We start from the raw sequence: 22,556 nt of genomic DNA, 5'->3' as shown, positions 1-22,556 counted from the left end.
TCATTTCCGGGTAACGGAAATCTGGCAGGATAATTGTGGTTCAAAATAAGGAAGAGGGCCAATCGCTGGCGCGTCTCTTCCTTGTCATTAGCCGACGAGGCGCGGTTTTCAGAACCAGGTTTCGAGCTGGGCGCCGAAGAATAGCGTACCCGCGCTGTGGTATCCGGCGCTGCCGAAGGTGTCCGTTGCGCAGTAGTTATCCAGCGCGTGGTCCCAGCGCATCCAGGTGGCAAAAAAAGCGGATTTCCGGGCGCTCAAAGAAGTCCGTCACGTTCTGCAGCAATCTTATCGACTTAATGGGCTGGATAATGTTGATAACACATAGCGAATGGGGATTTTTCCCGCCAGGATTCAGAGGGTTGCTCGTCCCAGTGAAACCGGATGGCACCACCGGGTTTTGTATTCACCTGATATATACCCCCTCCGGTTGCAACCATGGCGGCCAAGTGACGAACCATGAATAACAAGCGGGCTGTACCATTTGCTATTAATCCGGGTTTACCGTGACGAACTTGACATATTAATCGGGCTTGCTATTCCTTAAACTGGCGCCCCGATAATAAGCGCAACGGCGAGGTGAAGAATGGCGAGTGAAAAAGAGAGGTTGCCCGGGATAAAAGAGAGTGAATTTTTTCTTAATTTTGAATGTGCTGCCCGCAAATATGGCCTCGGGATATTATTAGGGATAATTCTGGCGGCACTGTTGGGGATTTTTTCAGGTGGCTATTTCAGTACGGCTGAAAAAACAAACGCGCCGGGTAATTTAACGGTGACCTATGAGCGCTTTGGCCGTTTACAAACCGAGTTCAGGCTAAAAATTACCGCCCGGCCCCGCGTCGCCGATAAATATATTTTTAGCCTCGGCGGTGATTTTACCTCTTCCTTTGAACCAGGCAGCATCTGGCCCCGGCCGGATCGGATGTACAGCCAGAACGATCGGCTGTTTTTGGTGTATAATGATTTGAAAAGCATGAATAATTTTTCTATATGGCTTTACGTTACGCCGATCAGTCCGGGAAAATCGAACCACTCTTTACAGCTAAACGGCGAACCCGAAATCCGCTTCTGGCAATTTATTTACCCTTAGGAGGACGCGATGGAGATGGTCTTGCGAGCGTTAGCGATTTATTTAATTTTGCTGGTGGTATTTAAAATCGCCGGCCGCCGGGCGCTATTACAAATGACCAGCTTTGACCTGATTCTATTGCTTATTATCAGCGAGGCCACCCAGCAGGCGCTGCTGGGAAACGACTTTTCGGTGACCGGCGCGATGCTGACGATAATGACGCTGGTCGTGGTGGATATGCTTTTCGGATTAATGAAAAAATATACGGCGGGCGCGGAATCAGCGCTCGATGGTTGCCCGGTTATATTGGTCGAAAATGGCGTTCCGTTAATCGATAAGCTGAAAAAAGTGGACGTCTCCTGCGATGATATTTTGGTCGCCGCCCGGCAGAATCAGGGGATTACGGAATTAAGTAAAATCAAATATGCCATACTGGAACGGAATGGCCACATTTCTATTATTCCTGCTGAGAGTTAAAAAGGTCTTTTTATGTCAAATAACCCTTATAACCAGGCGAAAACCACCGGCGAGCTGACCAAACAGGTCGCCAGCGCGCTGATTGACCGTCGTTTACGCTTAACCACCGCGGAGTCTTGCACCGGCGGTAGCCTGGCGGCAGCGCTGTGCGCGGAAGCGGATACGGCCGCATTTTACGATATTGGCTTAATCACCTTTAGCGATCGGGCGAAGCAAAAACTTCTCGGCGTCAACGCATCGACGCTGGAAAAATATAGCGCCGTCAGCCGTCAGACCGTTGAAGAGATGTCGACGGGAGCGCTGGCGCGTTCCGGGGCGGATATCAGCATTGCTATTAGCGGATACGCGGGACCTGACGGCGGCGATGACGGGACGCCTGCGGGCACCGTGTGGTTCGCATGGAACTTTCGCGGCGAAATCGACGCGCATAAGACGCTGTTTTCCGGCGAGTGCCAGGACGTGGTGGAAAAAGCCGTGCGCTATTCGCTGGCGATGCTGATGGAAAAGCTGCCCGGCTGGCAGAGCGCATAACACACCCTTATTGCGGAGGTTTGTATGGCAGTCATGGCGATCACTGGCGGTACTGCGGGAGTCGGCAAAGCAACGGCCTTGCGCTTTGCGCAGGCAGGCTATGACGTCGGCATTATTGCCCGCGATGATCACGGCCTGGAAGCGACGAAACGGGAGCTCCTTCGCTATGGCGTTCGGGTTCATACCGTCGAGGCCGATGTGGCTCATGCCGATGCGCTGCTGGCGGCCGCCGGCGAAATTGAAAATCGGCTCGGGGCGATCGACGTGTGGGTCAATAACGCGATGTGCGCGGTGCTGGCGCCTTTCCGGGCGATGACGCACGACGAATTTTTGCGGGTCACGGAGGTCACCTATCTGGGCTACGTCAACGGGACTCGCGCCGCGCTGGAGCTCATGACGCCCCGCGATCGCGGGGTGATTATCCAGGTCGGCTCCGCGCTGGCCTATCGCTCAATTCCGCTACAATCCGCCTACTGCGGGGCGAAGGCTGCGATTCGCGGCTTTACCGATGCGGTTCGCACTGAACTAATGCATGAAAATAGCGGCGTGAGCATTGCCATGGTGCAGATGCCGGGGCTGAATACGCCGCAGTTTGAGTGGGCGCGCAATAAGTTCGCCTGGGCGATGCGCCCGGTGCCGCCGGTATTTCAGCCGGAAGTGGCCGCGCAGGCTATTTTCAACGTCGCGCGCAGGCCCGTACGTGAACTTTGGGTGGGGAGCAGCACGATCCAGTCCATTGTGGGGCAATTTCTTTTCCCCGGCTTGCTTGACCGGCTGATGGTCAAAAAAGCATGGGAAGGGCAAATGACACGCCATTTGAACGCTGATGACCGTCAGGACTACCTCGAACAACCGGTCAGGGGATTACATAAAACCCACGGGCGTTTCTCCTCCGAGGCGAAATATCGCGCCACCGCCATTACCTCCGGTGTGCCGGGAAAAACGCTGCTGGGCGGCGCGGCGGTGGCCGGATTGCTCCTGGCAAGATGGTTGACCTCGCGCAAACACCGCTAACGCAGCGCGCTGCTATTGGTCCAGAACCAGCGGTAACCATACGCGCTAATCTCCAGCTCAACGCGCTTACCGGGGATAAGCGCGTCAGCGTAGGTTTTGTCGGCCAGGCAGGGCGTCCAGACCGCCTCGTCGATCCCTTTCGCGGTAAAGCGCAGCGCTTTTTCACTGAAATTAAGAAAGGTGATGACGCTACGCTCATGGTTATCGTAGCAAATCGCCAGAATCGCCTGCCGATCGGTGCTAATGATACGAAAAGGGGCAACGGCGATTTCCGGGAACTCGGAACGCGTATTGGCGATATCCATTATGCGATGCAGGAGGGAATGGCGGTGCAGCAGTGAATCAGCCACGTTGACTTTCTGATAGCGAAACGGCCCCCGGTCAATCATGGGGGCAACAAAGGTATCGGGGTCGGCTGCGGAGAAGCCGCCGCCGGCTGAACCGGCCCACTGCATCGGCGTACGTACCGCGTACCGCTCTTCGAGCGCCAGATCGTCACCCATGCCGATTTCATCGCCATAACGCATAATCGGTACGCCGGGCAGCGAAAACAGCACGGCGTGACAGAACGCCAGCCGCTGCCGATTGCCGTTTAGCATTGGCGCGAGCCGACGGCGAATGCCGCGCTGATAAACGTTCATCTTTTCATCCGGCGCGAAGGCCTCCAGCACGGTCTGCTTGTTCTTGTTGCCGATACCCTCCAGATCCAGCTCATCATGATTACGCAACCAGTTAGCGAAGCAGCAGGCGTCGGGAGGGACGATGGTTTTCTTTATTGCGTTAATCAGCGGGCGCGCGTTCTGGCTGGCGAGACTGACGTAAAAGTATTTGTTCAACCAGAAGTTAAGCACCATGTTAAGCCGGTTATTATCACCGAAATAGTCGCGGTACTGCTCGACGTCAACGTCAACTTCGCCCAGCAGAATGGCCTGCGGGTTATGCCGCTCGACAAGTCGGCGCAGATGTTCCAGGATCCACAGCCCCCGTTTCTCCTCGCCGCGTCCGGCCTGCTTTGTGAGATGCGCAGCGGCATCCAGACGAAAGCCGGAAACCCCCAGCTTCAGCCAAAAGATAATGATATTTTCGACCTCTTTAATAACGGCAGGCGAGGCCAGGTTGAGATCGGGTTCGTGACGATAAAACATATGGCGAAAATATTGCCCGGCTTCTTCATCCCACGTCCAGATGCTCTCCTCGACGCCGGGAAACATCGGCGGCGTATCGTCATCATCGCTATCCGCCCATAGATAATAGTCGCGAAACGGCGAGCTGCGGCTGCGGCGCGCCCGTTGAAACCACGGATGAGCGTCGGAGGTGTGCTGAATCAGCAGTTCAATAATGACCTGCATCCCTAATTCGCGGGCCTGCTCGATAAAGGCGATGATATCCGCCAGTTGACCAAATCGCGGATCGACCTGCAGGTGGTCGCTGACATCGTAACCTTCGTCCAGAAATGGCGTCAGGTAGAAGGGGGTTATCCAGATTACCGTCGCGCCCATTCGGCGAATATAGCGCAGCTTGGCCGTAATCCCGGCGATGTCGCCGCAGCCATCGCTGTTGAAATCATAAAAGAGGGCGGAATCAATCTGGTAGATAATGGCCCGTGTATGCCAGTCAGCCATAGCGTACCTCAGTGATAGCCTTCATTTCCGGAAACTTTGCCGCGGAATACGTAGTAGCTCCATGCGGTGTATACCAAAATCACCGGAATGATGAGCAGGGTGCCTACCAGCATAAAGAGCTGGCTGGCTGGCGGCGCGGAAGCCTCCCACAGCGTGATATGCGGTGGAATGATATTGGGCCACAAACTGATGCCCAGACCGCTGAAGCCGAGAAAAATGAGCCCAAGCGTCAGGAGGAAAGGACGGGCATGGCTGTTGGGGTTAGCGCTCAGGCGCCAGATCCACAGGCTAAAGACGAGAACCAGAATGGGGACCGGCACAAACCAGTAAAAATTGGGCAGGGTAAACCAGCGTTCAGCAACGGAATGCCAGCCCAGCGGCGTCCAGACGCTGACCACGGCGATGACCGCCAGCAGCGCCAGCAGCGTACGGCGGGTCAGCTCGCGCATACGCTGCTGCAGCGCGCCTTCGCTTTTCATAATCAGCCAGGTCGTGCCAAGCAGCGTATAAGCCACCACCAGCCCTAAGCCGCAGAACAGGCTGAAGGGCGTCAACCAGTCCAGCGCGGAGCCGATGAACCTGCGGTCGGCAACGTCAAAGCCGCTGATGACCGCGCCCACGACGATCCCCTGGCTAAAGGTGGCCAACAACGATCCGCCGACAAACGAGTAATCCCAGAACTTTTGGTGGGAGGGGGTGGCCTTAAAACGAAACTCAAAGGCCACGCCGCGAAAGATCAGACCAATTAGCATGGCAGTAAGGGGAATCGTCAGCGCGTCGGCGATCACGGCGTAGGCCAGCGGAAAGGCGCCGAATAGCCCCGCGCCGCCCAGCACCAGCCAGGTCTCATTGCCGTCCCACACCGGGGCGACGCTGTTCATCATCACGTCACGCTCATTGGCGTTGGGGACAAAGCTGAAGACCATACCGATGCCCAGATCGAAGCCGTCCATCACGATATACATTAGGGTGGCAAACACAATGATGACAAACCAGATCACGGGAATATCGATGCCCATTAGCTTTTCTCCTCTTCAGGCACGGCTTCTGCGGCGGAAAGGGGGCGCGCCGGCGTGCCGGAGGTTGACGACGTTAATTCGCTGACGGGCTGCGGCCCTTTTTTAATCAGCCGGATAATATAGTAATAACCGACGCCGAAGACCGAACAGTACACCGCGATAAAGACCAGCAGGCTGACGACCATTTGCGCTGTGCTATGCAGGGAGACCGCGTCCCGGGTGCGTAAAAAACCATAGATAACCCAGGGCTGGCGGCCCGCTTCGGTCGTGATCCAGCCGGCCAACAGCGCCAGCAGTCCTGCCGGCCCCATCGCCAGGGCGCACCACTGGAAGGCGCGAGAGTGGAAAAGACGCTGCCGATAGCGCAGCCAGAGGCTCCAGACGCCGAGGGCAATCATCAGCACGCCCATACCCACCATGATGCGAAACGACCAGAAGACGATAAGGGAGTTTGGCCGATCCTCTTTCGGGAAATCTTTCAGGGCAGGGACCTGTTTATTCAGGCTATGGGTGAGGATCAGGCTGCCAAGCGCCGGGATTTCCAGACCGTATTTGGTGCGCTCTTCCGCCATGTCCGGCACGCCAAACAGCAGCAGCGGGGTGGCTTCGCCGGGTTTATTTTCCCAGTGGCCTTCAATGGCGGCGATTTTTGCCGGCTGATGCTGAAGCGTATTAAGGCCGTGCATATCGCCAACCATCGCCTGGATCGGCGCGACCAGCAGAGCCATCCACATCGCCATTGAGAACATTTTGCGTATCGCCGGCGTATCATTGCCGCGAAGAAGATGCCAGGCGGCGGAGGCGCCGACAAACATCGCGCTGCTGAGAAAAGCGGCGATCGCCATGTGCGACAGGCGATACGGGAAAGAGGGGTTGAAGATAATCGCCAGCCAGTCCTGGGGAATAATGTGACCGTTTTCAATGGTAAAACCCTGCGGCGTCTGCATCCAGCTATTGGACGCGAGGATCCAGAAAGTTGACATCAGCGTGCCCAGCGCCACCATGCAGGTGGTGAAAAAATGCAGTCCTGGGGGGACTTTGTTCCAGCCAAAAAGCATGACGCCCAGGAAGCCCGCTTCGAGGAAAAACGCGGTGAGGACTTCGTAAAGCAGCAGGGGACCGGTAATACTCCCGGCAAACTGAGAGAAACCGCTCCAGTTGGTACCGAACTGATAGGCCATCACCAGGCCTGAAACCACGCCCATGCCGAAATTAACGGCAAAAATTTTCAGCCAGAAATTATACAGCGAGCGCCAGACGTCGTCTTTTGTCCGCAGCCACATCCCCTCCAGCACCACCAGATAGCTGGCAAGCCCAATGGTAATTGCCGGGAAAAGAATATGAAAAGAGACGGTAAATGCGAACTGCAGCCGTGCCAGATTAAACGCGTCGAGTTCAAACATGATCCGGACCCCATCACATAACAACCCCCCGAACCGAGCAGGGGGGAGTGATTAACAACAGGTGCTGATGATTAAGGCTTTTTCTTACCTTCGCCGAGCTCAGCGCCGGTAAGAGGATCGCCCTCGGGGTCGGATTCGGTCCGTTCCGCCATGGCTTTAACCAGAGCCTTTTGCTCGGCTGTTAACCTGACGCTGACGCTCCCGTCTCCGCCGTCTACTGCAGGCTGCGGATCCGCGACATAGTCGAAGTGCCGATCGCTATTCCAGCTACCGCGTATGTCATCGCCCTCCGACATATTGTAGTAGGTGCTGGCGTATTCGGGGAGTGGCGGTAATTTACCGGGCGGATAGTTGTTTCTGATGGACTGAAGCGCTTTTTCAAAAGAGAGCTGGTGGGCGGCTTCCCGGGTCATCAAAAAGGCCAGCGCATCCTTTACTCCGGGGTCATCAGTGACGTTGATCAGGCGCTCATAGATGATTTTGGCTCGCGCCTCCGCCGCCACGTTGGAGCGTAAATCCGCGGTGGGCTCACCAATGGTGTCAATGTAGGCGGCGGTCCAGGGTACTCCGGCGGAGTTGGTCAGCGGCGTACCTCCACCATATAACAAAGAGGTAATATGGCTGTCGTTACCGTTGGCGGTGAGCGAACGGTACAGGTCGGCTTCGTTTTCGGTTCCCTCCGCAAGGGCACCCTTCGCCCCTTTATTGAGCATGCCAACCAGCGAGCCGATAATTTCAAGGTGGCTCAACTCCTCGGTAGCAATGTCCATCAGCATATCTTTACGACCCGGATCGTCATCGCTCAGACCCTGAGTAAAATAGCGGCATGCGGCGGCCAGTTCACCCTGAGGGCCGCCGAATTGTTCCAGAAGGAGGTTCGCCAGTCCCGGATTTGGCTCCGCGACCCTTACGGTATACTGAAGTTGCTTAACGTGTCGGAACATAGGCTCTTATCCTTATTGCTTATTTTTTAGCTTCAACGCCTTCGGCTTCAGATCGCAGAAGGAACTCCTCCGTCGTTTGCGGAATATGCTTCAGCAGCCAGTCGGCCATTGCCCGCTCCTCTGCCAGAATTGATTCGATGGCCGGGATCGATGCGATGTCGCCAGCTTTATTCGCAGCGGCAAGTAGGGAGGTATAACAAGCGATTTCAAACTGCTCAAAGACATAACCGCTAATTGACCCTTTAACAATTTCATCGGAAGGGAACATGCCGCCAATGGATTGCCCGAAGGCGGCCATTTTGCTCATTGAATCCTTCAGTACCGAACGCGATATATTATTACGGTCGAGAATTTCCTCCAGCACGGTAATTTGGCGTTTGGTTTCAGTTACGTGCTGTTCAATTCTGCTGCGCAGGTCCGGGTAGTTATCGATGCGGCCCGCCATGGATTCCAGCATGGATTCTGCTTGCTTTTCCATTGCATGCGCATCGCGTAGCCAGTCGTGATAATGTTCAAGGTGATTCATAATCAACTCCTTAATATCGGATTATTATCTGGCTATTTATTTTGTGCGTCTTTATTAATATTACCGACCGCCAGGTCAGTTAATTTAAGATCGGTTGATTTTTCTTCTTCTAACGTTTCCGCTAAAAGCTTAACCGCTTTTTTATAACCCAGCTGTTGTGCTAAGGTGGCGAGAGTGCCGTAGCTGGCAATTTCATAATGTTCAACCTTTTGCGCAGCGGCAATTAACGCAGCATCCCGCACTTCATTTTTCTCTGTGCTCTCAATCACTTCGTTAGCTTCTTCAATAAGTCCCTCCATCGCCACGCATTTCATACGTTTAATTTTGATGGCAGGTTCTTGCTCGACAATTTGATCGATACGCTCAATCTGCCCCTGGGTCTCTTCAAGGTGGGCCTTGAACGCGGCGCTGAGCTGTTCGCTTGACGCTGCTCTGGCCAATTTAGCCAGTCCGCGGGTTAATTGTTTTTCAGCGCTGTAAGTATCCGATAAAAGATGAATAAATACGTCTTCTATGCTCTTCATATTCATATGGAAATACCTTTTACACAGGAGAATAACTGCGAGTCCGCAGACCCGCAGGATACTCTTTTATTTACAAGAGAACGAGGCGATTAATAATCAGGAATTATCAGATTTACGTCCGCCACCATGACTATTTTGTCCGCCTTTTTTACCGGCTTCAGATGCACGTTGCGGATCGTTTTTAAAGTTCCCACCGCTGTGCTGACCGCCTTTACGTCCAGCTTCAGATGCTTTATCACGGTCTTCAGCGAAATTACCGGAACCACCACGATGTTCTGCCATATTTTCATACCTCTATTGAGTTTATGTCAGGAAGATACGATTTAGATACGTATCCGTTGTCGTTCAGGAATTAAATTTAGCTGTTATTTCCGAACAGTCAAACCGGTTACTGGTGATATTTTTTTGAAATATTCTGAATTATGCGGCGGTTACCGTTTCGCTTGTTTTTAATGAATATCAGCATAACGGGTTATGATCTAACGAAAGATTTTTATCCGCGAGGGAATATATCCGTGGCCGCTGCGTTAATAAATGCAGGGCAGGCCCGGCGCAGGGCTTTACGTCACTTTACATAACTGCGAAGAATAACTTAGCGGATACTGAACGTTATTAGCAGACGAGTTGAGAAAAATCAGAAAATAGTGAATTTACAGAGAAAGGGTGATTTTCGGATATTTCAATGCGGGAGATAAAACAGGCACCAGATCACGAGGCTGTGAAATGGTGCGTCCGAGTGGACTCGAACCACCGACCCCCACCATGTCAAGGTGGTGCTCTAACCAACTGAGCTACGGACGCATTATGGTGCGTTTAATTGGACTCGAACCAACGACCCCCACCATGTCAAGGTGGTGCTCTAACCAACTGAGCTATAAACGCATTATGGTGCGTTCAATTGGACTCGAACCAACGACCCCCACCATGTCAAGGTGGTGCTCTAACCAACTGAGCTATGAACGCAATGTTGCAGCGGCAACGGGGACGCATATTAGCGGGAGGGAGGGGTTGTGGCAAGAGGCAAACGTCACTTTTCTTCCAGTTTTCTCGCGATCGCAGAAGTTTTATCCATATTGCTGATATTTTACTGATGCAAAAGAATATTTCTTCATCAACAAGCGATAACGGCGCCGAATCAGCGCCGTTGGTTTCGCCGCGGGCTAGCGCGCCGCGCGCTGTAAAATGATGCTGGAAGGCTGACGCTGCAGGAAACGCATACGCAGCATCATCATCACGGCGGCGGAGGTGAGACCAATAATAAACCCGCACCAGAAACCGGCGGGGCCCATGCGCGGCACGACCAGATCGGTCAGGGCCAGCAGGTAGCCGCTCGGCAGACCCAATACCCAGTAGGCGGTAAAGGTAATAAAGAAGATGGAACGCGTGTCTTTATAGCCGCGCAGGATCCCGCTGCCGATCACCTGAACGGAGTCGGAAATCTGGTAGATGGCCGCGAGCAGCATTAGCTGGGACGCCAGGGCCACGACCTCGGGATTGTCGTTATACAGCAGGGCGATTTGCTTACGCATCAGAATGGTGAACACCGCTGTGAAAACGGCCATGCACACCCCAACGCCGACGCCGGTTCTGGCCGAGGTCTGCGCCTCCAGCGTTGACCCCTGCCCGAGACGGAAGCCGACGCGAATGGTCACCGCGGCCGCCAGCGAGAGCGGCAACACGAACATCAGCGAGCTGAAGTTAAGGGCAATCTGATGCCCGGCCACGTCAACGATCCCCAACGGCGAGACCAGCAGCGCGACGACGGCAAACAGCGTGACTTCGAAAAACAGCGCCAGCGCAATCGGCAGGCCCAGCTGTACCAGACGCTGGATGACGGCGAAATCCGGTTTGCTGAAGCGCTCCTGGAGATGAATATCGCGCATTGAACGCGCGCGGCGCACCCAGAACAGCATGCTGAAAAACATCACCCAGTAAACCGATGCCGTCGCCACGCCGCAGCCAATCCCGCCGAGTTCCGGCATACCGAAGTGACCGTAGATAAAAATGTAGTTCACCGGAATGTTGACCAGCAGGCCGATAAATCCCATGACCATTCCCGGCTTGGTTTTCGCCAGCCCTTCACACTGGTTACGGGCAACCTGAAAGAACAGATAGCCGGGCGCGCCCCACAGCAGCGCGCGCAGGTAGCCGACCGCTTTGTCAGCCATCGCCGGGTCGATGTTATGCATTGAGCTGATAATGTAACCGGCGTTCCACAGCACTACCATTACCAGGATGGAGACGAAGCCGGCCAGCCAGAATCCCTGGCGCACCTGATGGGCGATACGCTCGCGGCGACCAGAACCATTCAGCTGGGCAATAACGGGCGTCAGGGCCAGCAGCAGGCCGTGGCCAAAGAGGATCGCCGGTAGCCAGATGGAGGTGCCGATGGCAACGGCCGCCATGTCGGTGGCGCTATAGCCGCCCGCCATCACGGTATCGACAAAGCCCATGGCGGTTTGGGCGACCTGGGCAAGAATAACGGGTATAGCCAGTGCTAATAACTGACGCGCTTCAATAAAATACTTCTGCACGTGAACACCTATATATTGTTGTTATTGGGGGACTAAAAAAGCCGCCATCGAGGGCAGCAAGAAGAAAAAGCAGAGGGATTTGCCAGACTATTGTAGCGAGGATTAGCCATTTAGCCAGTGAAAAAATTCCTCTGCACGTTGTGCGCTGGCAACCTGTTTTGCCAGCTGTTATTGTTCGTCATAGCCTAAAACGGTACTGATACCGTCACGAATTTATACAGGAGCAAAATATGTTTACCGGTATTGTGCAGGGGACCGCCAAAGTGGTGGCTATTGATGAAAAACCCAACTTTCGCACCCACGTTGTGGAGCTGCCTGAGCATATGCTCGCGGGGCTCGAAACGGGCGCTTCGGTAGCGCACAACGGCTGCTGCTTGACGGTCACGGATATCAATGGCCCGCGAGTGAGTTTTGATCTGATGAAGGAGACCTTGCGGATAACCAATCTGGGCGCGATCCGCGAGGGCGACAGCGTCAACGTTGAGCGCGCGGCCAAATTCAGCGATGAAATTGGCGGCCACCTGATGTCAGGTCATATTATGACCACCGCGGAGGTGGTGAAAATTCTGACCTCGGAAAATAATCGCCAGATTTGGTTTAAGGTTCAGGACCCGACGTTGATGAAATATATCCTCTATAAAGGATATATCGGCGTAGATGGGATTAGCCTCACCGTCGGTGAAGTGACGCCAACTCGGTTCTGCGTGCATTTAATTCCGGAAACGCTGCAGCGCACCACGCTTGGGGTGAAAAAGCTGGGCGATCGGGTGAATATTGAAATCGATCCGCAGACGCAGGCGGTCATCGATACCGTTGAGCGCGTGCTGGCGGCGAAAGAAGCAGAAGCGGCGCTGAAAACGACGGCCGAATAATAAAATCCCCCCGCCGAAGCGGGGGATATTTTTAGCGGGCCACGCGCAGGCCGTGTTCGGCCCCGCGAGAAAAAACCACCTGCCACAGTTGGATATCGCGCGCGCGGAAAGCGCCGGCACAGGCATTCAGGTAATAGCTGAACATGCGTTTAAAGCGTTCTGAATAGTTGTCGGCAATATCCGGCCAGCTATTAAGAAAGCGTTCATACCAGGCCATAAGCGTCGTGTCGTAGTCGGCGCCGAAATTATGCCAGTCTTCCATAACAAAATGCGATTCGCTGGCTTCGGCAATATGGCGTACCGACGGCAGACAGCCGTTAGGGAAGATATATTTGTTGATCCAGGGATCAACGCTATGGTCGGTTTTTTTCGAGCCGATGGTGTGGAGCAGGAAACGACCGTCGGGCTTCAGATTACGATCGACCACATCAAAATAGGTGGCGTAATTTTTAGGCCCGACGTGTTCGAACATGCCGACTGAAACAATACGATCAAAGCTTTCGTGCAGGTCGCGATAGTCCTGGAGGAGGATGGTGACGTCGAGGTCCGCGCAGCGCTCCTGCGCCATTTTCTGCTGCTCTGCAGAGATGGTAACGCCCACCACGCTGACCTGGTAGTTTTTGGCCATGTAGTAAGCCAGCCCGCCCCAGCCGCAGCCGATATCCAGCACCCGCATACCGGGCTCAAGCTCAAGTTTACGGCAGATCAGATCCAGTTTAGCCTGCTGCGCGTCATCGAGAGTTTCCGCGTCTTTCCAGTACGCGCAGGAATACTGCATATAAGGGTCGAGCATGCGGCTGAACAGATCGTTGCCTAAATCATAATGCTCTTTGCCGACAATCCAGGACCGTTTTTTACTTTGCAGATTGAATAAGCGTGCGCTGGCGATACGCAAGGTATCTTTGAAATGATGGGGAAGCTGATTTTCCAGTCCGGCGCGTAAAACTTTATGGAAAAAAATATCCAGCCGTTCACAATCCCACCAGCCGTCCATATAGCTTTCGCCGAGCCCCAGCGACCCCTCCTGCAAAACGCGCTTAAAAAAGAGCGGGTTTTTAATCCGTACATCGGAGGGCGCAGGACCATTAATTTCGATGCCCGCACGGCCTAATAATTCAGCTGCAATTCGGTACCAATCATCATTTGGTACACTGACTACTTCTTCTATACACGATGAACTCATAGCTTCTCCATCACGCCCAAGTGATCAGAACCTTAAAACAGCGTAGACGCTTTTTTGGCTTTGTGAGAAATCTCACGGTTAATCCGTGAGGCTGCTATCCGACGTAGAACAGAGGAAGGGAGGTAACCCTTGCCGAAAGGCCTTCCATGGTGAAACGGGATGCATCCTGCTCCCGTTAAATCAATTAATCTTTCTATTTATGTGATGCCGGATCCAGTATAGGCCGCTAAAAACACGCTTTCAACAAAAATATCTTAGCAAGCTAATTACTGGATTCTATAACTATCAGTAGAATAGCTTACGCATGTGACGATTCTGTTGCCGGATGCGCGGCTTTATACTGCATGCGGTAGCCTATGCCGGCCAGCACGATGGAAACCAGCATCACGCTGGTGGTCGTTTGCAGCGGCGTGGCAATCAGCGTGGAGACCAGCAGGCTGGTCAGGAAACAGAGGCCAAGCTGCAGAGTGTTTTGCAGCGCCGCGGCACGGCCGGTCGCCTGCGGGAATGGCTTCAGGGCCTGCGCGACGACGATAGGATAAATACCGCCGTTCACCACCGCCATGGCGCAGAACGGAATCATCAACCCAACAAGCGTCGCGTTCTCCTGCAGGCCAACCAGCCAGGTGGCGGCGACGCTGACGGCGAAAATCGCCAGCAGCCAGGGAAGAATTTGCTGCCCCTGCCATTTTTGTAGCGCCGCGCGGCAACCATAACCGCCCACCAGAAACGCGATAGTCTGCGGAACATAGCTCAGGCCAATAACGGTCGGACCGTAGCCCATGTCATGGAGGATAAACGGCGAGCCCGTGAGCCAGGCGAAAAAGCTGGCGGAACAGGCGGCGTAGATCAGCACGTTACCGCTATATTCCCGCGAGCGCAGCAGGGCGAGGAAGGTGAGCTTCTGCTGGACGCTGACGATCGGTTTATTCGCTGGCTTCAGGCGCAGGGCCGGCAGCATCAGCAGCAGGGTAATGGCGAACAGAACGGCAAAAATGGCCTGCCATTCGAAGTGGACCAGCAGCCAACTGCCAAGCAGCGGCGCCAGCGCCGGCGACAAACCAACCAGCGGCATAATGGCGGCGAAAATACGGTTGGTTCTTTGCGCAGGGTAATAATCGGTTACCATTGCCTGCCAGGTCACCGCGGCGGCGCAAACCCCCAGAGCCTGGATAAAGCGCAGCGCCAGCATCAGGCCGGCATCGCGCACCCACAGCATCCCCAGGCAGCCGACAGCAAAGATAGCCAGACCGCTCAGCAGCACCGGCTTACGGCCATAGCGATCGGAAATGGGGCCCCAGAAGAGCTGCCCAAGCGCAAAGCCCGCCAGGAACAGGCTCAGGCTGGCGCTGACTGAGGCGGCGGAAGTATTCAGATCCTGTTGCATGGCGGCGAAAGCCGGAAGATACATATCGGTGGCCAGAAAGCCCAGTACGCTGAGGCCAGCCAGCCAGACTAAAAATCCTTTCCCAGGTTGTTGCATAACATTCTCTTTTTATTGTGCAGGTACGATGGCGCAGAGTGTAGGGAGTGCATTAAGGCTTGTGAAACGCTAATATTTGTCAGATGAGTTCAAAAATTTTGCAGGCAGAAAATGTGGTCTGAATACTCGCTTGAAGTTGTCGATGCTGTCGCCCGCAACGGCAGCTTTAGCGCCGCCGCCCAGGAACTGCACCGCGTACCCTCGGCCGTCAGCTATACCGTACGACAGCTGGAGGAGTGGCTGGCAGTACCGCTGTTCGAACGCCGCCATCGGGATGTGGAATTAACGCCGGCCGGCGTCTGGTTTTTACAGGAAGGGCGATCTGTTATCAAAAAAATGCAGATCACCCGCCAGCAGTGCCAGCAGATCGCCAACGGCTGGCGCGGGCAGCTCTCCATCGCGGTTGATAACATCGTTAAACCCACGCGTATGCGGCAGATGATCGTTGATTTTTATCGCCATTTTGATGACGTCGAGCTGATCGTCTTTCAGGAGGTGTTCAACGGCGTCTGGGATGCGCTCGCCGACGGTCGCGTGGAATTAGCCATCGGCGCGACCCGCTCCATTCCGGTAGGGGGACGCTACGCCTTCCGCGATATGGGGATGCTGAGCTGGGACTGCGTCGTTGCGAGCCACCATCCGCTGGCAAAAATGGCGGGGCCTTTGAGCGATGACGTGTTGCGCAACTGGCCGTCGCTGGTCAGAGAGGATACGTCACGCTCGCTGCCGAAGCGGACCACGTGGCTGCTCGATAACCAGAAGAGGGTAGTCGTGCCGGACTGGGATGCTTCTGAAACCTGCCTCTCCGCCGGACTGTGCGTCGGTATGGTGCCCGGGCATTTAGCGCGTCCGTGGCTGGATAGCGGCGAATGGACGGCGCTGGAGCTGGAGAACCCCTTCCCGGATGCCGCATGCTGCCTGACGTGGCAGCAAAGCGACGCTTCGCCGGCGCTGCTCTGGTTACTGGATTATCTTGGCGATAGCGAAACGCTAAACCGGGAGTGGCTGCGGGCGCCGGAATAACCGACGCCGCAAGCAGGGCTAACGGCGATAATCGACAAACGGACCATCGGCCACGGAACGGCGCTCGACAAGGCGCGGATGGACTTCAATCGACTGCGAGACTTCACGCTTATTGACGATACGGTCCAGCAGCATATTAAAGGCCGCTTCGCCAAGAGAGTCCTTAGGCTGATGAATGGTGGTCAGCGCCGGGCTAAAGTAGCGGGCGTTGCGCACGTTATCATAACCGATCAGCGAAATATCCTGCGGCACGCGCAGGCCCATTTCATCCGCCGCACAGATGGCGCCCATCGCCATAATATCCCCGCCGCAGAAGATGGCCGTTGGGCGAGGGTGCTGGGCGAGAATTTGCTGCATGGCGCGGTAGCCGGATTCCGGCTCGAAATCACCCTGCACAATCCAGTTCTCCGGGACGTTAATCTGCGCCTCTTCCATCGCTTTCATAAAACCCGCCAGCCGGCCTGCGCCGGTGTTACGCTCCAGCGGGCCGGGGATCACGCCGATGTCGCGATGGCCGCGTTCAACCAGGTAGCGTCCGGCGATATAGCCGCCCTCGAAGGCGTTATCGACGACCGAATCGGTAAAGTCGGCTTTTGCCTCGCCCCAGTCCATCACCACCATCGGGATATGGCGATACTCTTCCAGCATGCTTAACACCGATTCCGGATACTCGGAACACATCACCAGCAGGCCGTCGACGCGTTTCTGCGCCATCATTGACAAATAGGCGCGCTGTTTCTCCGGGTCGTTCCACGCGTTGCCGAGGATCAGGGTGTAGCCCTTCTGGAAACAGCTTTTCTCAACGGCTTCGATAATCTCAGCGAAATAGGCCGCTTCGCTGCTGGTCGCCAGCAGACCAATCGACTTGGTGTGATTGACCTTCAGGCTGCGGGCAACGGCGCTGGGGGAGTAATGCAGCTCTTTTATTGCTGCCCATACCGCATTGCGCGTCTCTTCCGCAACAAAACGGGTTTTGTTAATCACATGTGACACTGTTGTAGTGGAAACGTTTGCGCGCTTCGCTACATCTTTAATAGTTGCCATTACTTCTCACTCCAGACCTTGACCTGATCGTCTGTTTATCGGTACGTAAACGTTTGCCTGTACACACCCTGACGCCAAAATTGAGCATGGCATCACGTCGGGAAAACGACACAGAACGACAGGAAGGGGTCAATGGCCGATACGCTTTCAAATTAGCGTGGGATTTTGTCCGATCTTGGGGCAAAGGGGAAGAGCAAAAATGTGCATCACTCTAAATCTCGGAAGATTTTTACGCTATTCTGTGTAAAAATGAGTAAGCTCACTTTTCATGTGGGGATAATCAGGGGGAAAAATTGATGGATATAAATTTAAAGTTTTCGCTGACAACAACGATTATTGTTTTGGGTTTGATTGTTGCCGCAGGTTTGACCGCAGTACTGCACTAGTTCTGCGATAAGGGAGGGGCCGCTCTCCCTTTTACTCCACCTATTATTATCATTTTCGCAAAAATCTTTTGCCATTTCGTTCACTTTTGTTTTTCTGTGATTGATGTCATGCTTTTGACTTCTGATGAGATGCCGTCGCGGAAGGCGGCCTGATGGAGTCCCTGCATGAAAATCAACTTTCCCCTGCTCGCGCTGGCGATCGGTGCCTTTGGCATCGGCACGACCGAGTTCTCCCCGATGGGGCTATTACCGGTTATCGCTAAAGGCGTTGACGTTTCGATTCCGGCGGCGGGAATGCTGATTAGCGCCTATGCCATCGGCGTAATGGTTGGCGCGCCGCTGATGACGCTGCTGCTCTCCCACCGCGCGCGCAGAAACGCGCTGATCTTTCTGATGGCGATTTTTACCCTCGGCAACGTGCTCTCTTCCATTGCGCCGGATTACACCACGCTGCTGCTGTCGCGGATCATTACCAGCCTTAACCATGGCGCTTTCTTTGGCCTGGGCTCGGTGGTGGCGGCAAGCGTGGTGCCAAAACATAAGCAGGCCAGCGCGGTGGCGACGATGTTTATGGGGCTGACGATCGCCAACATCGGCGGCGTACCCGCAGCAACCTGGCTGGGTGAAACCATCGGCTGGCGAATGTCGTTCCTTGCAACAGCGGGGCTGGGCGTGGTGGCGATAATCGGCCTGTGGTTTTCCTTACCGAAGGGCAGCGCCGGCGAGCGCCCAAATGTGAAGCAGGAGCTTTCGGTGCTGATGCGCCCGCAGGTGCTGTCGGCGTTGCTGACTACCGTGCTGGGGGCAGGGGCGATGTTTACGCTCTATACCTATATTTCCCCGGTTCTGCATACCATTACCAACGCCTCTCCGCTGTTTGTCACCGCGATGCTGGTGCTGATCGGCGTGGGCTTTTCGCTGGGCAACTATCTTGGCGGTAAATTTGCTGACCGCTCCGTTTCCGGGACGCTGAAGGGCTTTCTGCTGCTGCTGATGGTTATCATGCTGGCGATCCCGCTGCTGGCGCAATCGCAGGTGAGCGCGGCAATCAGCATGGTGGTCTGGGGCGCGGCGACCTTTGCGGTGGTGCCGCCTTTGCAGATGCGGGTGATGCGCGTGGCCCACGAAGCGCCGGGGCTGTCGTCGTCGGTCAATATCGGGGCTTTCAACCTTGGAAACGCGCTGGGAGCGGCAGCGGGAGGCGCAGTCATTAGCGGCGGCCTCGGCTATGCGTTTGTCCCGGTGATGGGGGCGATTATCGCGGGCGTTGCGCTGCTGTTGGTGCTGTTCAGCGGGCGGGCGCAGCCGGAAGAGGCGTTCGCCAACCGTTAAGATCGCGTGCTGTGAGAGAATAACCGCAGAAGCCGAAAGGCATCTGCGGTTTGCTTTTATGCTGCCAGGTTAGCGGCAACAAACTTCCAGTTTACCAGCGCCCAGAAGTGTTCCAGATAGTTCGGACGGGCGTTACGGTAGTCGATGTAATAAGCGTGTTCCCAGACATCCACGGTCAGCAGCGGAGTCGCGTCGCTGGTCAGCGGCGTACCCGCGTTGCTGGTGGAGACAATGGCCAGGCTACCGTCGGTGTTTTTCACCAGCCAGGTCCAGCCTGCGCCGAAGTTTTTTGCCGCCGCGTCGGTGAATTTGGCTTTAAAATCAGCGAAGCTGCCGAAGGATTTAGCGATAGCGGCCGCCAGTTCGCCTTGCGGCTCGCCGCCGGCGTTTGGCGCGAGGCAGTTCCAGTAGAAGCTGTGATTCCAGACCTGCGCGGCGTTGTTGAAGACGCCGCCATCGGAAGAACGCACGATCTCTTCCAGGGTTTTCCCTTCAAACGCGGTGCCTTTGATCAGGTTATTCAGGTTGGTGACGTAGGCCTGGTGGTGTTTACCGTAGTGGTATTCCAGGGTTTCTGCGGAAATGTGCGGCGCCAGGGCGTCTTTTGCATATGGTAATGCAGGTAATTCGAACGACATTGCTACTCTCCTTTTTATAGTTTGTACGCGCAATAACCATGTATTACGCAGGGCAATAGTAGCAAATTAAAAGATGTGGCAAAAGAGAGAGTTACCCTGCCGCCCAAGCGGCAAGGCATATTTAGCGAATGGTTTTCGGCGTCATAACGCGACGGGCGCCGACGTAGTGGCGTACCCAGTAATCGTCGCTTAATGAGGTGATCTGAATATCGCGGCCGGTGCGCGGAGACTGGATAAATTTGCCGTTGCCAACGTAAACGCCGACGTGATCGGCAGTCCCGCGCCCGCGGGTGCGGAAAAAGACGAGATCCCCGCTCTGCAGCTCGCCGCGATCCACCGGACGGGCGTCGCGCAGGTGATACATCTCATTGGCGGTGCGTGGAATATGGATTTTAACCAGATCTTTATAGGCGTAATAGACCAGGCCGCTACAATCAAACCCGGTGCGCGGGGAAGTACCGCCCCAGCGATAGGGCTTACCAATCTGATCCATCAGCTTTGACATCGCGGTGCTTTGCGCTTTTTGTACCCGCGCCTTATGCGCATCGGCGATAGTCAACTGCGGCTCATCGGCGATGGGTTTGCAGCGGGTTTTATAGCCTTTACGCACCACGCACTTTTTCTGCACGCTCGCCGTTGCCATCTTGCTTTCCGCTATTGACCTTGTCGAGCTGGCGCACAGTTTTTTATAGCCTTTGCGCAGGACGCATTTTTTGGTGACGCTGGCGGTCTGGCGTGACGCGATTGATTTGCTGCGGCTGGCGGTCGACGTTTTCTTGCTGGGGGTTTTGGCGGCGGTTTTACTTTTGGAATTGACTGCTTTTTTCTTACGCTCCGCGGTCGTGCCCTTGGCCGGATGCGTTTTAGGCGCGGCCGAAGCGTGCGTATGCCCGGAAGCATGCGCCAGCGGCGTAAGTGAAATAGATGTGAAAAGTAATGCACAGAGCGAAATCGCGATTTTGTTAAGACGCGCCACTGAGCACTCCCCTGATTAAATTACAGACATATACAGATGCCTGACGATGAATGACAAACCGCATCGATTCTAAAGCATAAAATCGTGGAGAGTTACTACTCTTTTGTATCTAAAGTCTCGTTTGGTTAACATTTGCAAAAAAATGCTTCCGTCAGCGACCCTGACGCATGAAAAACGCGCAACGCGTTGCCGCGTATAGCAATAAAATGATATTTTTGAGGCAACTTTGGCCGACAGAAGATAAAATGTGGCAAGTGAAAAAAATGTTATTATCGGTCCTGCGTTCAGGGCGCTACAATGACAAATTACTGCCGTAGAGAAGTTTGAGGAAGCACGACAATGAGCACGACTTTAGAAAAAATCCAACATCAAATCGCTGAAAACCCGATCCTGCTGTACATGAAAGGATCACCGAAACTGCCAAGCTGCGGTTTCTCCGCGCAGGCCGTTCAGGCGCTCTCCGCCTGTGGCGAACGTTTTGCCTACGTCGATATCCTGCAAAACCCGGACATTCGCGCAGAGCTGCCAAAATACGCTAACTGGCCAACCTTCCCGCAGCTGTGGGTAGACGGCGAACTGGTCGGCGGCTGCGACATCGTGATTGAAATGTATCAGCGCGGCGAACTGCAGCAGCTGATCAAAGAAACGGCCGCTAAGTATAAAACTGACGAGCCGAAAGCGGAGTAATTCTGCTGCTATTAAAAAAGCGACTTCCGATGAAGTCGCTTTTTTTTATCGTTTATTCTTCGGCCACCGGTAATGGCCAGCCGCCGAGACGCTTCCAGCGGTTGACGATTTCGCAGAACAGCTGGGCGGTTTGTTCGGTATCGTATAGCGCGGAGTGCGCCTGGGTACCATCAAACGCCATCCCTGCGGCAATACAGGCTTTCGACAGCACCGTTTGCCCCAGCGCCAGGCCGCTCAGGGCCGCGGTATCAAAGGTGACGAACGGGTGGAACGGATTACGTTTCAGCCCTGCGCGCTCTGCCGCCGCCATGGTAAAGCTGTGATCGAACGTGGCGTTATGCGCAACCATGATCGCGCGGCTGCAGTCGCTCTCTTTCATCCCTTTACGGACCATTTTGAAAATCGCGTGCAGCGCATCGTATTCGCTCACCGCGCCGCGTTCGGGGTCGTGGGGGTTAATACCGTTAAAAGCCAGGGCTTCGGGCTGCAGGTTGGCGCCCTCAAAAGGTTCAACATGAAAATGCAGCGTTTCGTCCGGCATCAGCCAGCCTTCTTCATCCATTTTCAACGTAATAGCGGCGATCTCCAGCAGGGCGTCGGTTTTGGCATTAAATCCGGCGGTTTCAACATCGATTACCACAGGATAAAAACCGCGAAAACGGTCGCACAGACCATTAAGTTGAACGTTCTCGGACATCAGATTCTCTTAGCTGGAAAAAAGTAGCGCGCATTATGGCAAATTTTGCCGCGCCTTGCAGCAGGCAGGGGGATAAAACAGCGGGCACCTCGGGTGCCCGAGCAGATTAATTGCCGAGGCCTTTACCGGCGTCTTTCTCTTCGATCAGTTCGATTTTATAACCATCCGGATCTTCGACGAAGGCGATAACGGTGGTACCGCCTTTCACCGGACCGGCTTCACGCGTCACGTTGCCGCCGTTCTGGCGAATACGCTCGCAGGCTTCCGCCGCGTTTTCAACGCTCAGCGCGATATGGCCATAAGCGCTGCCGAGATCGTACTTATCAACGCCCCAGTTGTAGGTCAGCTCAATCACGGCGGTATCGCTCTCTTCGCCGTAACCCACGAATGCCAGCGAGTATTTATACTCCGTGTTTTCGCTGGTGCGCAGCAGTTTCATGCCCAGCACGTTGGTGTAAAACTCAATCGAACGTTGCAGGTCGCCAACGCGCAGCATGGTGTGAAGTAAGCGCATAATGTCCCCTATGCAGTTTATGTTGATACAGCAGAGCGTTGAGTATAGCGGCGATAACCCG

General features: G+C 54.7%; 25 protein-coding genes and 3 tRNA genes. 9 read left to right on the top strand and 19 right to left on the bottom strand.

Features of this window, described 5'->3' with window-relative positions:
- Nucleotides 1-108: 108 nt before the first annotated feature.
- Entirely contained in the window at nt 109-258 is a 150-nt protein-coding gene (locus KOSB73_RS18075; protein WP_223226848.1) for a carbohydrate porin, read from the bottom strand.
- A 325-nt stretch (nt 259-583) separates the two neighbouring features.
- On the opposite strand from KOSB73_RS18075, the gene KOSB73_RS18070 reads away from it, so the two are divergent.
- From KOSB73_RS18070 to KOSB73_RS18055, 4 genes are read left to right on the top strand one after another with little or no spacing between them, the layout of a single operon-like run.
- Nucleotides 584-1,087 carry a hypothetical protein gene (locus KOSB73_RS18070; protein WP_024357958.1) on the top strand — a complete coding sequence of 168 codons (504 nt, stop codon included), beginning with the start codon at nt 584-586 and terminating at the stop codon, nt 1,085-1,087.
- 9 nt (nt 1,088-1,096) lie between these two features.
- Nucleotides 1,097-1,543 carry a DUF421 domain-containing protein gene (locus KOSB73_RS18065; RefSeq protein ID WP_004136748.1) on the top strand — a complete coding sequence of 149 codons (447 nt, stop codon included), beginning with the start codon at nt 1,097-1,099 and terminating at the stop codon, nt 1,541-1,543.
- A 12-nt stretch (nt 1,544-1,555) separates the two neighbouring features.
- On the top strand, nt 1,556-2,074 hold the full coding sequence (locus KOSB73_RS18060) for a 2-oxo-tetronate isomerase (protein ID WP_004136749.1): 519 nt from the start codon (nt 1,556-1,558) through the stop codon (nt 2,072-2,074).
- A 24-nt stretch (nt 2,075-2,098) separates the two neighbouring features.
- Nucleotides 2,099-3,088 (top strand): SDR family oxidoreductase, encoded by a 990-nt coding sequence (locus KOSB73_RS18055; RefSeq protein WP_049131260.1) that lies wholly within the window; start codon nt 2,099-2,101, stop codon nt 3,086-3,088.
- On the opposite strand, the gene KOSB73_RS18050 is transcribed toward KOSB73_RS18055, so the two are convergent.
- The 11 genes from KOSB73_RS18050 to mdtK all read right to left on the bottom strand — a co-directional run bounded on the left by KOSB73_RS18050 (nt 3,085) and on the right by mdtK (nt 11,660).
- Nucleotides 3,085-4,710: an alpha-amylase family protein gene (locus KOSB73_RS18050; RefSeq protein WP_004136754.1), complete on the bottom strand. Its 1,626-nt coding sequence runs from the start codon at nt 4,708-4,710 to the stop codon at nt 3,085-3,087. The two genes, KOSB73_RS18055 and KOSB73_RS18050, sit on opposite strands and share 4 nt — an antisense overlap.
- A gap of 8 nt (nt 4,711-4,718) precedes the next feature.
- Nucleotides 4,719-5,729, bottom strand: coding sequence for a cytochrome d ubiquinol oxidase subunit II (gene cydB, locus KOSB73_RS18045; RefSeq protein WP_024357961.1), 1,011 nt, complete (start codon nt 5,727-5,729; stop codon nt 4,719-4,721).
- Nucleotides 5,729-7,132 (bottom strand): cytochrome ubiquinol oxidase subunit I, encoded by a 1,404-nt coding sequence (locus KOSB73_RS18040; RefSeq protein WP_098140768.1) that lies wholly within the window; start codon nt 7,130-7,132, stop codon nt 5,729-5,731. The genes cydB and KOSB73_RS18040 overlap by 1 nt, the downstream gene beginning before the upstream one ends.
- 71 nt (nt 7,133-7,203) lie before the next feature.
- Nucleotides 7,204-8,076 (bottom strand): manganese catalase family protein, encoded by an 873-nt coding sequence (locus tag KOSB73_RS18035; RefSeq protein WP_004136760.1) that lies wholly within the window; start codon nt 8,074-8,076, stop codon nt 7,204-7,206.
- A gap of 19 nt (nt 8,077-8,095) precedes the next feature.
- The gene (locus tag KOSB73_RS18030) at nt 8,096-8,602 is read right to left on the bottom strand and encodes a ferritin-like domain-containing protein (RefSeq protein ID WP_098140767.1); all 507 of its coding nucleotides are present in this window, start codon (nt 8,600-8,602) and stop codon (nt 8,096-8,098) included.
- 32 nt (nt 8,603-8,634) lie between these two features.
- Nucleotides 8,635-9,132 carry a YciE/YciF ferroxidase family protein gene (locus KOSB73_RS18025; RefSeq protein ID WP_004136765.1) on the bottom strand — a complete coding sequence of 166 codons (498 nt, stop codon included), beginning with the start codon at nt 9,130-9,132 and terminating at the stop codon, nt 8,635-8,637.
- A 90-nt stretch (nt 9,133-9,222) separates the two neighbouring features.
- Nucleotides 9,223-9,408 carry a con-10 family general stress protein gene (locus KOSB73_RS18020; RefSeq protein ID WP_004136767.1) on the bottom strand — a complete coding sequence of 62 codons (186 nt, stop codon included), beginning with the start codon at nt 9,406-9,408 and terminating at the stop codon, nt 9,223-9,225.
- A gap of 442 nt (nt 9,409-9,850) precedes the next feature.
- A tRNA-Val gene (locus tag KOSB73_RS18015) sits at nt 9,851-9,927 on the bottom strand.
- A gap of 4 nt (nt 9,928-9,931) precedes the next feature.
- Nucleotides 9,932-10,008, bottom strand: a tRNA-Val gene (locus KOSB73_RS18010).
- A 4-nt stretch (nt 10,009-10,012) separates the two neighbouring features.
- Nucleotides 10,013-10,089: transfer RNA gene (locus tag KOSB73_RS18005), tRNA-Val, on the bottom strand.
- 197 nt (nt 10,090-10,286) lie between these two features.
- Entirely contained in the window at nt 10,287-11,660 is a 1,374-nt protein-coding gene (mdtK, locus tag KOSB73_RS18000) for an MdtK family multidrug efflux MATE transporter (RefSeq protein WP_024357964.1), read from the bottom strand.
- A 230-nt stretch (nt 11,661-11,890) separates the two neighbouring features.
- Here mdtK and KOSB73_RS17995 point away from each other — a divergent pair, with 230 nt between their 5' ends.
- On the top strand, nt 11,891-12,532 hold the full coding sequence (locus tag KOSB73_RS17995; RefSeq protein WP_049086300.1) for a riboflavin synthase subunit alpha: 642 nt from the start codon (nt 11,891-11,893) through the stop codon (nt 12,530-12,532).
- A gap of 31 nt (nt 12,533-12,563) precedes the next feature.
- Here KOSB73_RS17995 and cfa read toward each other — a convergent pair whose 3' ends face one another.
- The gene (cfa, locus tag KOSB73_RS17990) at nt 12,564-13,715 is read right to left on the bottom strand and encodes a cyclopropane fatty acyl phospholipid synthase (protein ID WP_098140766.1); all 1,152 of its coding nucleotides are present in this window, start codon (nt 13,713-13,715) and stop codon (nt 12,564-12,566) included.
- A 298-nt stretch (nt 13,716-14,013) separates the two neighbouring features.
- On the bottom strand, nt 14,014-15,198 hold the full coding sequence (punC, locus tag KOSB73_RS17985; protein WP_024357966.1) for a purine nucleoside transporter PunC: 1,185 nt from the start codon (nt 15,196-15,198) through the stop codon (nt 14,014-14,016).
- Between the two features lie 111 nt (nt 15,199-15,309).
- Here punC and punR point away from each other — a divergent pair, with 111 nt between their 5' ends.
- Nucleotides 15,310-16,221: a DNA-binding transcriptional activator PunR gene (gene punR / locus KOSB73_RS17980; protein WP_004119464.1), complete on the top strand. Its 912-nt coding sequence runs from the start codon at nt 15,310-15,312 to the stop codon at nt 16,219-16,221.
- A gap of 18 nt (nt 16,222-16,239) precedes the next feature.
- Here punR and purR read toward each other — a convergent pair whose 3' ends face one another.
- Nucleotides 16,240-17,265: an HTH-type transcriptional repressor PurR gene (gene purR, locus KOSB73_RS17975; protein WP_004119465.1), complete on the bottom strand. Its 1,026-nt coding sequence runs from the start codon at nt 17,263-17,265 to the stop codon at nt 16,240-16,242.
- A 296-nt stretch (nt 17,266-17,561) separates the two neighbouring features.
- On the opposite strand from purR, the gene cydH reads away from it, so the two are divergent.
- Both cydH and KOSB73_RS17965 read left to right on the top strand, forming a co-directional pair.
- Complete coding sequence (gene cydH / locus KOSB73_RS31355; RefSeq protein ID WP_049250536.1) at nt 17,562-17,651, top strand: cytochrome bd-I oxidase subunit CydH; 90 nt, start codon at nt 17,562-17,564, stop codon at nt 17,649-17,651.
- A gap of 165 nt (nt 17,652-17,816) precedes the next feature.
- Nucleotides 17,817-18,983 (top strand): MFS transporter, encoded by a 1,167-nt coding sequence (locus tag KOSB73_RS17965; protein ID WP_098140765.1) that lies wholly within the window; start codon nt 17,817-17,819, stop codon nt 18,981-18,983.
- A gap of 56 nt (nt 18,984-19,039) precedes the next feature.
- Here KOSB73_RS17965 and sodB read toward each other — a convergent pair whose 3' ends face one another.
- Entirely contained in the window at nt 19,040-19,621 is a 582-nt protein-coding gene (gene sodB / locus KOSB73_RS17960; RefSeq protein WP_098140764.1) for a superoxide dismutase [Fe], read from the bottom strand.
- 121 nt (nt 19,622-19,742) lie between these two features.
- The gene (locus tag KOSB73_RS17955; protein WP_049086259.1) at nt 19,743-20,597 is read right to left on the bottom strand and encodes a C40 family peptidase; all 855 of its coding nucleotides are present in this window, start codon (nt 20,595-20,597) and stop codon (nt 19,743-19,745) included.
- Between the two features lie 339 nt (nt 20,598-20,936).
- Between KOSB73_RS17955 and grxD the strand changes: the two genes are divergently transcribed.
- Nucleotides 20,937-21,284 (top strand): monothiol glutaredoxin 4, encoded by a 348-nt coding sequence (gene grxD, locus KOSB73_RS17950; RefSeq protein WP_004119469.1) that lies wholly within the window; start codon nt 20,937-20,939, stop codon nt 21,282-21,284.
- 52 nt (nt 21,285-21,336) lie between these two features.
- Here the strand turns inward: grxD and rnt are convergent, their stop codons facing one another.
- Entirely contained in the window at nt 21,337-21,981 is a 645-nt protein-coding gene (rnt, locus tag KOSB73_RS17945; protein ID WP_004136784.1) for a ribonuclease T, read from the bottom strand.
- 106 nt (nt 21,982-22,087) lie between these two features.
- Nucleotides 22,088-22,495 (bottom strand): lactoylglutathione lyase, encoded by a 408-nt coding sequence (gene gloA / locus KOSB73_RS17940; RefSeq protein WP_004119471.1) that lies wholly within the window; start codon nt 22,493-22,495, stop codon nt 22,088-22,090.
- Nucleotides 22,496-22,556 lie beyond the last annotated feature (61 nt).

The sequence above is a fragment of the Klebsiella grimontii genome (assembly GCF_900200035.1).
Classification (GTDB): Bacteria; Pseudomonadota; Gammaproteobacteria; order Enterobacterales; family Enterobacteriaceae; genus Klebsiella; species Klebsiella grimontii.
The sequence above is the reverse complement of the archived record's forward strand: the minus strand, read 5'-3'. Positions and strand labels throughout refer to the sequence as shown.